The organism is Kitasatospora sp. NRRL B-11411 (assembly GCF_000721345.1).
Classification (GTDB): Bacteria; Actinomycetota; Actinomycetes; order Streptomycetales; family Streptomycetaceae; genus Kitasatospora; species Kitasatospora cineracea.
The window spans coordinates 205,102-217,846 of the sequence record NZ_JOGH01000002.1; the positions used below are offsets into that span (position 1 = coordinate 205,102).

The window sequence follows — 12,745 nt, forward strand, 5'->3', positions numbered from 1 at the left end:
GACCCGTCCGTCCCCCGGGGCGGGAACCCGAACCCGCCCTCCCCCGTCCCATCCACGGATCCCTCGCCCGCGCTGGAAGGAGATGCGACCCCGCGATGACGCCGCACCCGCCTTCCGAGCACCCCGACCTGGACGCCCTCGCCGACCTCGCCGAGGAGCTGCTGCCGCCCGCGCGGGCCGCCGCCCTGCACGCGCACCTGGCCGACTGCCCCTCCTGCGCCGAGGACTTCGCCGCCCTGAGCGGCCTCCCCGAGCTGCTGGCGGACCTCCCCGCCCCCGCGCTCCCGCAGGACGTCGCGGACCGGCTGTCGGCCGCCCTGGCCGCCGAATCCGCCGCCCGCACCGAGCGCCACCCCCGGCCCGGCCCCGCCGACCCGGCCCGGCCGGCCCCGGCCACGCCCACCGCACCCCACCGCTCCGGCGCACCGCCGTCCGCCCCCGCCGGCTCCCCGTCCGGCGCCACCGGCCCCGGCCGCCCGGCCCGCCGCCGGCGCGGCGCCCGGCTGCTGCTCACCACCGCCGCGGTCGCGGTGGTGGCGCTCGCGGTGGGCCTGGGCGGCTCGCTGCTGGACCGGGGCAGCGACGGGAAGGACAGCTCCACCAGCGCCGCGGCGCCCGCCGACGCGACCGGCCGGCCCTCCGTCGGCGGCTCCCCGGCCCCCGCCACCGCCCCCCACCAGGTCGCCCCGGGCGGCGGCACCGGGGAGGGCGGCCCGGACTTCACCGCCGGCCGACTGCCCGCCCAGGTCCGGCAGTTGCTGGAGGGCAAGTCCCCGCACCAGCTCGGCGCCGCCAGCCCGGACGGCCCGGCGGCGGCCCCGGCCTGCGCGCTGGCCGCCGCCGGGCACCCGGACGAGCAGCCGACCGCCACCGGCCCCGGCCGCTACCAGGGGCGTCCGGTGCTGGCCCTGGTGTTCCGCCCGCCCGGCGGCAGCGGGCCGCTGGACGTCTACCTGGCCACCCCGGACTGCCCCGGATCGACGATCCTGCTGCACAGCACCGTCCCCGCCCCCTGATTCCTCGTCGGCCCGGCCCCACCGCGCCCGGAGTGCGGGCGGTGGGTGCGGCCGGGCCTGGGAATGCGGGAGACTGGTGAGTCGTTGTCCGGGGCGGCGGAGCAGACCGCCCTCCCCCGCGCGAGCGGGACGCCAGGCGAACCAGGAGATGCAGTGAGCGACGTCGTCCGAAACGTGATCGTCATCGGTTCCGGCCCGTCCGGATACACCGCCGGGCTGTACACCGCGCGTGCCTCCCTCCAGCCGCTGGTGTTCGAGGGCGCGGTCACGGCCGGCGGCGCGCTGATGAACACCACCGAGGTGGAGAACTTCCCGGGCTACCGGGACGGCATCATGGGCCCCGAGCTGATGGACAACATGCGCGCCCAGGCCGAGCGCTTCGGCGCCGAGCTGGTGCCGGACGACGTGGTCGCGGTCGACCTGACGGGCGAGATCAAGACCGTCACCGACTCCGAGGGCACCGTGCACCGCGCCCGCGCCGTGATCGTCGCCACCGGCTCGCAGCACCGCAAGCTCGGCCTCCCGAACGAGGACAAGCTCTCCGGCCGCGGCGTCTCCTGGTGCGCGACCTGCGACGGCTTCTTCTTCCGCGACCAGGACATCGCGGTGGTCGGCGGCGGCGACACCGCCCTCGAAGAGGCCACCTTCCTGTCCCGCTTCGCCCGCAGCGTCACGGTGATCCACCGGCGGAACTCGCTGCGCGCCTCCAAGGCGATGCAGGAGCGCGCCTTCGCCGACCCGAAGATCACCTTCGCCTGGGACAGCGCGGTCGAGGAGATCCACGGAGACCCGAAGCTCTCCGGTCTGACCCTGCGCGACACCAACACCGGAGACCTGCGCGAGCTGCCCGTCACCGGCCTGTTCATCGCCATCGGCCACGACCCGCGCACCGAGCTGTTCAAGGGCCAGCTGGAGCTGGACGCCGAGGGCTACCTCAAGGTCGACGCCCCCTCCACCCGCACCAACCTCCCCGGCGTCTTCGCCGCCGGCGACGTGGTGGACCACACCTACCGCCAGGCCATCACCGCGGCCGGCACCGGCTGCTCCGCCGCGCTGGACGCCGAGCGCTACCTGGCCGCGCTGGCCGACGCGGACGAGGCCCCGGCCGCCGTCCTCGCGGTCTGACCCCCTCCGCAGCACCACCCGGCCGCACTCACCACACACCCGCGGCCCCCGCAGCACCCGGCGGAACGGGTGGGCCTGACACCGCGTCAGGCCCACCCGGGCGGGAGCAGAAACAGATCCGCCCCCGCCGTTGTTATCACCGACGCACCTCTCCTCCGACCCCAAGGAGTTCCCGTGGCCGGCGCCACCAAGGAAGTAACCGACGCCACCTTCGACGCCGAGGTCCTCAAGAGCGACAAGCCCGTCCTCGTCGACTTCTGGGCCACCTGGTGCGGCCCGTGCCGCCAGGTCGCCCCGGTCCTGGAGGACATCGCGGCCGAGCACGGCGACAAGCTGACGGTCGTCAAGCTCGACGTGGACGCGAACCAGGAGACCGCCGCGGCGTACAACGTGATCTCCATCCCGACGCTCAACGTCTACAAGGGCGGCGAGCTGGTGAAGACCATCACCGGTGCCCGTCCGAAGGCCGCGCTGCTGCGCGAGCTGGCCGAGTACCTGTAGGCCCCACCGTCGCCGAGGCGGCCCTGGCGGAGACCTCCGTCCGGGCCGCCTCGGCGTTTTCGGGCCGGCCGAGGCTTCGTCAGGAAGCCCCGAGAGCCGGGCCGCCCACCGCCCGTCCTCACCCCCGGCCTCCCGGAGGCTTCTCCCAGAAGCCCTGAGCGCGGCGGCGGCCGCCCGCGGACGGCCGCCCCGGAGCGGAGAACGGCTCCCTCAGAACGGCCGCAGCGCCGGTTCCTTCCGCCGCCCGCCCAGCAGCCGCTCCAGCGCGCCCTCCACGTCCCCCTTCCAGGACAGCGTGGTGCGCGCCTCCAACCGCAGCCGCGGGTACCGGTGGTGCGGCCGGACGGTCTTGAAGCCCACCGCCAGCAGGTGGTCGGCCGGCAGCACGCAGCTCGGCACCTCCCGCCCCTGCGCGCCGAACGCCTCGATCGCCCGGAAGCCGCGCCGGATCAGGTCCTTGGCCACCGACTGCACCAGCACCCGCCCCAGGCCCTGCCCCTGGAACTCCGGCAGCACCCGGGAGACCATCAGCTGCACCGCGTCCGGCGAGATCGGGCTGGTCGGGAAGGACTGCCCGCGCGGCACGTAGGCGGGCGGGGCGTAGAGCACGAACCCGGCCGGGCGGTCATCCACGTAGGCGACCCGCCCGCAGGAGCCCCACTCCAGCAGCACCGCGGAGATCCAGCCCTCCTTCTCCAACTCCCCCTTGCCGGCGTCCTGCGCGTCCCGCCCGCTGACCGGGTCGAGCTCCCAGAAGACGCAGGAGCGGCAGGGGTCAGGCAGATCCGAGAGGTTGTCCAGCGTCAGCGGAACGACCCTTCGTCCCACGCCCGCACCTCCTCCTCCAGGCCGAAACGGTCCAGACCCCCAGTCTGCTCCGGACAGCACGACGGGTGCACGTTTCACGTGAAACATGCACCCGTGGTTCGCTGTTCGGAGCCGCCCGGTCAGGCCAGCGGCAGACCCCGCTCGCCCGGAGCCAGGCTGTCCAGGATCCGGTTCAGGTCCTCGACCGAACCGAACTCCAGTACCACCTTGCCCCGGCCGAACTTGCCGCCGTTCTGGGCGACCTCGACCTTGACCCGGGTCTCGAAGCGGTCCGAGAGCCGCCCGGCCAGCTCGTCGAAGGCCGGGGTGGGCAGCGGCTCGGCACGCGGGGCCCGCTTCTTCGGCTCGATGCCCGCCAGCAGCTTGGCGATCTCCTCGGTGGCCCGCACCGTCAGGTGCTCGGCCACCACCCGGGTGGCCAGCTTCTCCTGCCGCTCGGCGTCCGGCACCATCAGGATCGCCTTGGCGTGCCCGGCGGTGACCTCCCCGGCCGCCACCTTCAGCTGCACCGACACCGGCAGCTTCATCAGCCGCAGCGTGTTGGAGACGTGCGGGCGGGACTTGCCCACCCGGTCGGCCAACTCGTCGTGCGTGCAGCCGAAGTCGCGCAGCAGCTGGTCGTAGGCGGCCGCCTCCTCCAGCGCGTTCAGCTCGGCGCGGTGCAGGTTCTCCAGCAGCGCGTCCAGCAGCAGCTTGTCGTCATCGGTGGCCCGGACGATCGCCGGAATGGCGTCCAGCCCGGCGAGCCGGGAGGCCCGCCAGCGGCGCTCACCCATGATCAGCTCGTAGCGCTCCGGCCCGGTCTGACGCACCACCACGGGCTGGAGCAGGCCGACCTCCTTGATCGAGGAGACCAGTTCGGCGAGCTTCTCCTCGTCGAACACCTCCCGCGGCTGGCGCGGGTTGGGGCTGATCGACTCCAGCGGCAGCTCGGCGAACCGGGCGCCGTCCACCGGGGCGAGCGCCGCCTCCAGGACGCTGCGGCGCTGGTCTCCGGCCAGCTCCCGCAGGCTCTCCGCGGCGGCCTTGGCGGCCACCGTGCCGCGGTCGGTCGGCACCATCGGCACCGCCGCGACCGGCACCGCCTCGGCCGGGGCTCCCCCGGCGGCCGGCTGGGTCGCCGGGATCAGCGCTCCCAGTCCCCTGCCCAGACCCCTGCGCGTGCCACTCACCGATTGCCCTCCATCGAACTGTGCTGTGCCGTCGGCGCGGACGTCTCCCCGCCGCTCTGCGACGGAACGACCGCCGCACCCGCCCGGTGCCGCCCGACCGTCGTCTTGGCGACCTCGGCCCGCAGCGCCAGCTCGCGGGCCGCCTCCAGGTAGGAGAGCGCGCCGGTGGAGCCGGGGTCGTAGGACAGGACGGTCTGCCCGTAGCTGGGAGCCTCGGAGATGCGCACCGACCGCGGGATGGCGGTGGCCAGCACCTCCTTCTCGAAGTGCGTCCGCACCTCCTCGGCGACCTGCGCGGCCAGCCTGGTCCGGGCGTCGTACATGGTGAGCAGGATGGTCGACACGTGCAGCGACGGGTTCAGGTGCGCCCGCACCAGCTCCACGTTGCGCAGCAGCTGGCCGAGGCCCTCCAGCGCGTAGTACTCGCACTGGATCGGGATCAGCACCTCCTGGCCGGCCACCATCGCGTTGACGGTCAGCAGCCCCAGCGAGGGCGGGCAGTCGATCAGCACGTAGTCCAGCGGCTGCTCGTACGCCGCGATGGCGCGCTGCAGCCGGCTCTCCCGGGCGACCAGCGAGACCAGCTCGATCTCGGCGCCCGCCAGGTCGATGGTGGCCGGGCAGCAGAACAGCCCCTCCACGTCGACCACCGGCTGCACCACGTCGGCCAGCGGCTTGCCCTCGACCAGCACGTCGTAGATCGACGGCACCTCGGCGTGGTGGTCGATGCCGAGCGCGGTCGAGGCGTTGCCCTGCGGGTCGAGGTCGATGACCAGCACCCGCAGCCCGTGCATGGCCAGCCCGGCGGCCAGGTTGACGGTGGTGGTGGTCTTGCCCACCCCGCCCTTCTGGTTGGCGACCACCATCACCCGGGTCGCGGCGGGCCGGGGCAGCGCCTCCCCGGCCTGCCCGACGACCGGGACGGCGGTGTGCGCGGCCCCTGCGGCGGGGGTGTCATCCACCTGATCGACGATCTCCGACTCCTGCATGGGGGTCAGTGTTTCACGTGAAACCGGAGCCGCGACAGTCACCTCGGGGTGACGGTCTGGCGTCCGATTGAGTCCTTGGTCAAGTACGCCGGAGAGCAGGAAGCGACGTTTCACGTGAAACACGATGCCCGGAATGCCGGAATCCGCCGGCCCGACACTCCGGGTTCGCGCCGAACGAAACGGGGCGGGCGGCCTCCCGGCCACCCGCCCCGAACACCAGTTCCGGAACCGGACTCGCGTCCGCCCCGGGCTCAGCGCCGCCCGCGGCTCCCGCCCCGCCGGCCCGCGCCCTCGCCGCCCTTGCCGCCACGGCCCGCCCGGGCCGCCTTGGCCCGGCGGGTGGCCGCCTTGACGCCGCCGGGGCTCTCCCCCGCCTCCACCCGGACCACCCGGGTCGGGGTCACCAGCACGCCCTCGCCGACGCCGATGACCGACCACTTCACTGCGCCGAGCCGGGTCAGCGCCGCCCGCGACTCCGCCAGCTCCTGCTCGGCGGTGTCGCCCTTGAGCGCCAGCATCTGCCCGTACGGGCGCAGCAGCGGCATGCCCCAGCCGGCCAGCCGGTCCAGCGGCGCGACCGCCCGGGCGGTCACCACGTCCACCCCCAGCTTGCCGACCATCTCCTCGGCCCGGCCGCGCAGCACCGTGACGTTCTCCAGGCCGAGTTCGCGCACCACCTCCTCCAGGAAGGTGGTACGCCGCAGCAGCGGCTCCAGCAGGGTCACCGACACGTCCGGCCGGGCCAGCGCCACCGGGATGCCCGGCAGCCCGGCGCCCGAACCGACGTCGCACAGCGAGACCTCGGCGGGCAGCAGCTCGGCCAGCACCGCGCAGTTGAGCACGTGCCGGTCCCACAGCCGGGGCACCTCGCGCGGGCCGATCAGCCCGCGCTGCACCCCCGCGGTCGCCAGCAGCTCGGTGTAGCGCACGGCCAGCGGCAGCCGATCGCCGAAGATCCGCCCCGCCGCCTCCGGCGCCTGCCCCGGCCCCTCCAGCGGCGCCTCGGGCTCCGTGCCGTCCCTGTCCATCTCTGCCTCTCCGCTCACCGTCGAATCCACCCGCCGTACCAGCACTGTTCCACGTGAAACACCACTCCGCCGCAGAGCCGACGACCCCGCCCGCGCGAGGCGGGCGGGGTCGGACGCCGGAACGGCAGCACCACCGGCGTCAAGCCGGCAGCACGACCACGCAGCGCTGGGGCTCCTCGCCCTCCGACTCGCTGCGCAGCCCCGCGGCGGCCACCGCGTCGTGCACCACCTTGCGCTCGAACGGGGTCATCGGCCGCAGCTTGACCTGCTCGCCGGTGCTCCTGACCCGCTCGGAGGCCTCCGCGCCCAGCTCCGCGAGCTCGGCCCGCTTGCGCGCCCGGAAGCCCGCGACGTCCAGCATCAGGCGGCTGCGCTCCCCGGTCTCCCGGTGCACGGCCAGCCGGGTCAGCTCCTGGAGCGCCTCCAGCACCTCGCCGTCCTGGCCCACCAGCCGCTGCAGCGCCCGGTCGTCGCCCTCGCCGACGATGGAGACCAGCGCCCGGTCCCCCTCGACGTCCATGTCGATGTCGCCGTCCAGGTCCGCGATGTCCAGCAGACCCTCCAGGTAGTCGGCGGCGATGTCACCCTCGTGCTCCAGACGCGAGAGGACGCTCTCACCGGCCGGCGCGGTGTCGACGGCGGAGGTGGTGCCATCCGTCACAGGTGGACTCCTTCGGAAACGAGGCCCTCGGGTGGGGCCGAGAACGAGGGTGGGGACTACTTCTTCTTCGGCCGCTGGCCGCCCTGGCCACCGCGCCGCGGCTGCTGACGCTGGCCCTGGCCCGGCTGGGCCCCCGGCTTCGCCCCGCCCGCCTTCGGACCGGACTTGCCGGTCGACGCGGCCCCGGCCGGCGTGGCCTCCGCCTCGTCCGTCGTGGCGTCCGACGCGTCCGCGTGCTCCGCGGAGTGCGCCTGGTGGGCCCCGGCCGCCTGCCGCTGCGCCTTGCTCTGCTTGCGCGGCTGCTGCCGGCGCACCTGCACGCTCTCCTCGACCGCCGCCTGGGCGTCGGCCGCCGCGCCCTTGGAGCCGCCCTTGAGCATGGCCGCCAGGCCGACCTTCTGGATCGAGCCGTCCGGGTTGATCCGGCCCTGCTTCTTCAGCCGGACCTGGCGCTCGTCCCACGCCTTGCTGCCCGGCGTCGGGTTGTTGCGGATGACGATCAGCTGCTGGCCCATCGACCAGACGTTGGTGGTCAGCCAGTAGACCAGCACACCGACCGGGAAGTTGATGCCCATCACGGCGAACATCACCGGGAAGACGTACATCAGCATCTTCTGCTGCTGCATGAACGGCGTCTTGACCGACAGGTCGACGTTCTTGGTCATCAGCTGGCGCTGGGTGATGAACTGCGACAGCGACATCAGCACGATCATGACCGCGCAGACGATCTGGATCTGGATGCTGTCCGCACCGACGAACTTGGCCGACAGCGGGGCGCCGAAGATGTGCGCCTGCTTGGCGCTGTCCAGCAGCGGCTTGTCGATGACGCCGATCGTCTTGTCGTTGGCGATCGAGGCGAGCACGCCGTAGAGGGCGGTGAAGAACGGCGCCTGCACGAGGATCGGAAGGCACGAGGAGAACGGGTTGGTGCCCGCCTCCTTGTACAGCTTCATCATCTCTTCGGACTGGCGCTGCTTGTCGTTCTTGTAGCGCTCCTGGATGGCCTTCATCTTCGGCTGGATCGCCTGCATGGCCCGGGTCGACTTGATCTGCTTCACGAAGAGCGGGATCAGGCAGATCCGGATGACGACCACCATCATCACGATGGACAGACCCCACGCCAGGCCGCCGTCCGGGTCGAAGACGTGGCTGAACAGCGAGTGGAACTGGACGATGATCCAGGACACCGCTGTGTAGAGGGGACTCAGAAAACCGAAGGTCACCGGTCAGACTCCTTGGGCATCGGGCTTCGCCACCGGCTCCGGCTCGGCGGTCCCGCTCGTGGGGTTCAGCAGATTGCGCAGCCGGCGGTGCCACACCGGGTGCTTTCGCGGCGGAACATGGTCGACCCCACCGGGAGACCAAGGATTGCAGCGCAGGATGCGCCAGACGGTCAGCCAACCGCCCTTGATCGCGCCGTGGACGCGCACCGCCTCGTACCCGTAGCGGGAGCACGAGGGGTAATAGCGGCACACCGGACCGAGCAGCGGACTGATCGTCCACTGGTAGAGCCTGATCAGGCCCATCAGCAGGTACTTCATCGCCCTGTTCCCGTCGGGGCACTGCCGGTCGGTTCCGACCTGAGCAGGCGGCGCAGGGCCGCGTCCAGGTCGTGCTCGAGGTCCGAGTACGGGGCCGTCGCCGCAGCCGGCAGCGCCCGTACCACTATCAGGCTACCTGCGGGCAACCGGGACAGGCGTTCGCGGACCAGGTGACGCAGACGACGCTTGACCGCGTTGCGGACCACGGCCGGCCCCACGGCCTTGCTCACGACGAAACCCGCACGCGCCGAAGGAAGCCCCTCGGCGACGTGCGGGTGGAAGTCGCTGTTCCGGTCGGCTCCTCCGTCGGGCGCCGCCTCTCTGTGGAGGTGGACCACCAGCAGGGGCCGACCGGCACGCCGACCGCGTTTCACCGCGGTCGTGAAGTCCTGGCGCCGCCGCAGCCGATTCTCGGTGGGCAGCACTGCAGACCCTCTGCGCGGATCAGGCGGACAGGGCGCTGCGGCCCTTGGCGCGGCGGTTCGCCAGGATGGCGCGGCCGGCACGGGTACGCATGCGCAGCCGGAAGCCGTGGGTCTTGGCGCGACGACGGTTGTTCGGCTGGAAGGTGCGCTTGCTCACTCGGGGGCTCCTGGGGTGAATCGTAGGATGACGGGCGGTCGCTTGGCCGTCACCGTGCGTCCGCGCGATCTCCCCTTGCACTTGGGAAATCCGGTCCCGGACCCAGATCTGCTGGGCTGAGGAACACCACGGCGCCCGTGCTGCGCGCGTCATGGAAGCGGGCGGACCCGCGGACATGCGGCAGCGGCCATCGACAACTCGACCTGGTTACGGTACGCGGGAGCGGGTCCGAGGGTCAAACCAGGTGGCCGCCACGCCGTTGCCCACAGCCTGTGGACAGAAACTTGAATCAGCTCTGCGCGCTGACTACCGTTGCAGGACTTGTCTCTTTTGTTCTGTGCCCGCGGCCGCCCCGCCGCCGCGCCACCCGAACCCCTCCTTGACCTTGCCTGGCTCCCCCTGCTCGGGGAACGAGAAAGCGTGTACCAGTGGCTGATGTCAACAGCGATCTCGTCCTGATGTGGTCGAGGGTCGTCGAGCGACTGGTCAGCGACAGCGATGTCGTGGAGAAGGACAAGAACTGGGTCCGCCGCACCCAGCCGATGTGGATGATGCACGACACCGCCCTGCTCGCGGCGCCCAACGAGTTCGCCAAGCAGGTGCTGGAGGGCCGGCTGCTGCCGCAGCTGACCGACGCCATCTCGCAGGAGTTCGGCCGGCAGGTCCGGATCGCGGTGATGGTGGACGCCAACGCCGCCCCGGCCGGTGAGCCGGACCCGGAACCGGAGCTCGACCCCGAGCCCGTCCCGGAGTGGCCGCACCCGCGCCCCGAGCCGTCCTACCCGGCGCACGCCGAGCAGCCCTACCCCGTCCGGAACGAGCAGCCGTACCCGGGCGGGCCCGGCTACCCGCAGCCCGGGCCGCCGCCCGGGAGCTGGCCGGGCCGGGGCGGGGACGACTACCAGCGCTCGCCGTACCCGTCGGGCTACCCGGCGGCCGAGCCCTACCGGACGCCCGCCCAGGCCCCGTACCGCGACCACCAGCCCGGTGCGGAGGCCGGCGGCTGGGGGGAGCCCGCGCCGATGCCCGAGCGGCGGCCGGACCCGGCCCCGCGGCGCTCGCACCGGCCCGGGCCGGACTCCGCGCAGGGCGACCTGTTCGGCGGGGCGCTCGGCTCCCCGGACGAGGACCGGCCGCGCCAGGGCGGCTCCCGCCGCGGCGCCCGGCCCGCCGCCCCCTCCCACGCCCCGGTCGAGCGCGCCCCCGGCGTCCCGGCCCCGCCCGGCGCTCCCCCGGCCGGCGGCCCGCGCAAGGACGAGCCGAACGCCCGGCTGAACCCCAAGTACCTGTTCGACACCTTCGTGATCGGCGCCTCCAACCGCTTCGCGCACGCCGCGGCGGTGGCGGTGGCCGAGGCACCGGCCAAGGCGTACAACCCGCTCTTCGTCTACGGCGAGTCCGGGCTCGGCAAGACCCACCTGCTGCACGCCATCGGGCACTACTCGCGCAGCCTGTTCCCGGGCACCCGGGTGCGGTACGTGAGCTCGGAGGAGTTCACCAACGAGTTCATCAACTCGATCCGGGACGGCAAGGCGGACGCGTTCCGCAAGCGCTACCGGGACATCGACATCCTGCTGGTCGACGACATCCAGTTCCTGGCCAGCAAGGAGTCGACGCAGGAGGAGTTCTTCCACACCTTCAACACCCTGCACAACGCGAACAAGCAGATCGTCCTCTCGTCGGACCGGCCGCCCAAGCAGCTGATCACCCTGGAGGACCGGCTCCGCAACCGCTTCGAGTGGGGCCTGATCACCGACGTCACCCCGCCGGAGCTGGAGACCCGGATCGCCATCCTGCGCAAGAAGGCGATCCAGGAGCAGCTGAACGCCCCGGCCGACGTACTGGAGTTCATCGCCTCCCGGATCACCCGGAACATCCGGGAGCTGGAGGGCGCGCTGATCCGGGTCACCGCCTTCGCCAACCTGAACCGGGCCCCGGTCGACCTGGAGCTGGCCGGCATCGTCCTGAAGGACCTGATCCCGGGCGGGGACGAGGACGCCGGGCCGGAGATCACCGCGCAGGTGATCATGCAGCAGACCGCCGCGTACTTCGGGCTGGGCGTGGAGGACCTGTGCGGATCCTCCCGCAGCCGGGTGCTGGTGACGGCCCGTCAGATCGCCATGTACCTGTGCCGGGAGCTGACCGACCTGTCGCTGCCGAAGATCGGCGCCCAGTTCGGCGGCCGGGACCACACCACGGTGATGCACGCGGACCGCAAGATCCGCTCGCTGATGGCCGAGCGCCGGTCCATCTACAACCAGGTCACCGAGTTGACCAACCGCATCAAGAGCTAGCTAACAAAAGCCGGACGCCGCCGGGAGCACCCGCGCGGGGATCGGCACAACGGCTCAAAAGCCTTGAGCAGCACGGCAGTTGACGCATCGAAGGGGGGTCGGACCGAAGCGGTCCGGCTCCCCTTCGGCATGCTCCGGGCGTTACCCGGACGAGTGGTGCGGCTGCGACGCGGAGCACTCGTCCGGGTGCCCGGGACGGGCTTCGGCGGACTGCCGCGGGGGGCCTGTAGTAGAGGGCGGCCGGTCGAACGCGGAACGGGCCGACGGGTGGCCGGATCCGTTCGGTCCGGGCCGGCCGGACGGCCCGCGGGGGTGTGGACCGGCCTCCGACGGGGCAGGAATCCGCGGAACGGCGCCTTCTCCGGCCCGGCCGCCGCACCGAACGTCTGCGCAGACAATCGAACGGTTCGGGTCCACACTCCGGTTGTCCACAGGAACGGGTGGGTTTTCCCCGTCCACAGGGTGCACGGGCCCCGGTTATCCAGAGGTTCCTCCACAGCCCGATCGGGGCTACGCTCTTCCGCGCAGGTCAACCCCCTGTGGACTTGTGCACAACAGTTATCCACAGCCTGTGGAGAACTGAGGGCCCGTCAGCACGTCCACAGAGTTATCCACCGGCTGTCCACAGGAATGGGTGGGTTATCCCCAGGTTTTCCACAGCTGCGTCCACAGTTCGGCAACATCAACTTCCCCGTCACCCCTGCGTGTGAAAGGCGTCACGCGAAGTTGATCCGGGCCGGTGGATAACTCCCCCGTTTTCTGTGGAAACAACTGTGGATAACCTGTGGATACTCAGCGTGCCCTGTGGATTACTCTCCGCTGTCCACAGGAGGGCCTGGTTGTCCACAACCGCCATCCACAGGTCCTGTGGACAAAATATGGCCGCTGACCTGCGGAAACGGGGTTATCCACGGTATCCACAGGCCCTACTACTACTGCTACACATAGAGAGCTCGGAGCATGATCAACAGTGGGGGTGGCCCGAATCTGTGGACAACCGGGCCCCGA

General features: G+C 72.1%; 12 protein-coding genes and 1 pseudogene. 4 read left to right on the forward strand and 9 right to left on the reverse strand.

Going from position 1 to position 12,745, the window contains the following annotated elements; all coding sequences use genetic code 11:
* Nucleotides 1-95 precede the first annotated feature (95 nt).
* The 3 genes from IH44_RS42330 to trxA all read left to right on the forward strand — a co-directional run bounded on the left by IH44_RS42330 (nucleotide 96) and on the right by trxA (nucleotide 2,642).
* Nucleotides 96-1,016, forward strand: coding sequence for a hypothetical protein (locus IH44_RS42330; RefSeq protein ID WP_051816451.1), 921 nt, complete (start codon nucleotides 96-98; stop codon nucleotides 1,014-1,016).
* A gap of 153 nt (nucleotides 1,017-1,169) precedes the next feature.
* Nucleotides 1,170-2,141: a thioredoxin-disulfide reductase gene (gene trxB, locus IH44_RS0102170; RefSeq protein ID WP_030457630.1), complete on the forward strand. Its 972-nt coding sequence runs from the start codon at nucleotides 1,170-1,172 to the stop codon at nucleotides 2,139-2,141.
* A gap of 174 nt (nucleotides 2,142-2,315) precedes the next feature.
* Nucleotides 2,316-2,642 carry a thioredoxin gene (trxA, locus tag IH44_RS0102175; RefSeq protein ID WP_014137010.1) on the forward strand — a complete coding sequence of 109 codons (327 nt, stop codon included), beginning with the start codon at nucleotides 2,316-2,318 and terminating at the stop codon, nucleotides 2,640-2,642.
* Nucleotides 2,643-2,852: 210 nt separating this feature from the next.
* On the opposite strand, the gene IH44_RS49295 is transcribed toward trxA, so the two are convergent.
* The 9 genes and pseudogenes from IH44_RS49295 to rpmH form a co-directional block, all read right to left on the reverse strand.
* Nucleotides 2,853-3,470, reverse strand: coding sequence for a GNAT family N-acetyltransferase (locus tag IH44_RS49295; protein WP_030457631.1), 618 nt, complete (start codon nucleotides 3,468-3,470; stop codon nucleotides 2,853-2,855).
* Nucleotides 3,471-3,589: 119 nt separating this feature from the next.
* Nucleotides 3,590-4,642 (reverse strand): ParB/RepB/Spo0J family partition protein, encoded by a 1,053-nt coding sequence (locus IH44_RS0102185; protein ID WP_030457632.1) that lies wholly within the window; start codon nucleotides 4,640-4,642, stop codon nucleotides 3,590-3,592.
* Nucleotides 4,639-5,698 (reverse strand): annotated as a pseudogene (locus tag IH44_RS0102190) (ParA family protein); the annotation flags it as partial. The pseudogene IH44_RS0102190 and the gene IH44_RS0102185, both read right to left, overlap by 4 nt.
* 184 nt (nucleotides 5,699-5,882) lie before the next feature.
* The gene (gene rsmG, locus IH44_RS0102195; protein ID WP_030457634.1) at nucleotides 5,883-6,659 is read right to left on the reverse strand and encodes a 16S rRNA (guanine(527)-N(7))-methyltransferase RsmG; all 777 of its coding nucleotides are present in this window, start codon (nucleotides 6,657-6,659) and stop codon (nucleotides 5,883-5,885) included.
* 139 nt (nucleotides 6,660-6,798) lie between these two features.
* Nucleotides 6,799-7,320: a R3H domain-containing nucleic acid-binding protein gene (locus tag IH44_RS0102200; protein WP_030457635.1), complete on the reverse strand. Its 522-nt coding sequence runs from the start codon at nucleotides 7,318-7,320 to the stop codon at nucleotides 6,799-6,801.
* A gap of 56 nt (nucleotides 7,321-7,376) precedes the next feature.
* Nucleotides 7,377-8,543, reverse strand: coding sequence for a membrane protein insertase YidC (gene yidC, locus IH44_RS0102205; protein WP_030457636.1), 1,167 nt, complete (start codon nucleotides 8,541-8,543; stop codon nucleotides 7,377-7,379).
* 3 nt (nucleotides 8,544-8,546) lie between these two features.
* Nucleotides 8,547-8,861 carry a membrane protein insertion efficiency factor YidD gene (gene yidD / locus IH44_RS0102210; RefSeq protein ID WP_030457637.1) on the reverse strand — a complete coding sequence of 105 codons (315 nt, stop codon included), beginning with the start codon at nucleotides 8,859-8,861 and terminating at the stop codon, nucleotides 8,547-8,549.
* Complete coding sequence (gene rnpA, locus IH44_RS43855) at nucleotides 8,858-9,286, reverse strand: ribonuclease P protein component (protein ID WP_081966685.1); 429 nt, start codon at nucleotides 9,284-9,286, stop codon at nucleotides 8,858-8,860. Before rnpA ends, yidD begins: the two co-directional genes overlap by 4 nt.
* 19 nt (nucleotides 9,287-9,305) lie before the next feature.
* Nucleotides 9,306-9,443 carry a 50S ribosomal protein L34 gene (gene rpmH / locus IH44_RS0102215; RefSeq protein WP_030457638.1) on the reverse strand — a complete coding sequence of 46 codons (138 nt, stop codon included), beginning with the start codon at nucleotides 9,441-9,443 and terminating at the stop codon, nucleotides 9,306-9,308.
* Nucleotides 9,444-9,871: 428 nt separating this feature from the next.
* Between rpmH and dnaA the strand changes: the two genes are divergently transcribed.
* Entirely contained in the window at nucleotides 9,872-11,737 is a 1,866-nt protein-coding gene (dnaA, locus tag IH44_RS0102220; RefSeq protein ID WP_081966686.1) for a chromosomal replication initiator protein DnaA, read from the forward strand.
* Nucleotides 11,738-12,745: the final 1,008 nt, after the last annotated feature.

Coding starts and splice junctions, on each gene's coding strand:
- IH44_RS42330 (WP_051816451.1), top strand. CDS start 96: ATGACGCCGCACCCGCCTTCCGAGCACCCCGACCTGGACGCCCTCGCC.
- rsmG (WP_030457634.1), bottom strand. CDS start 6,659: ATGGACAGGGACGGCACGGAGCCCGAGGCGCCGCTGGAGGGGCCGGGG.
- yidD (WP_030457637.1), bottom strand. CDS start 8,861: ATGAAGTACCTGCTGATGGGCCTGATCAGGCTCTACCAGTGGACGATC.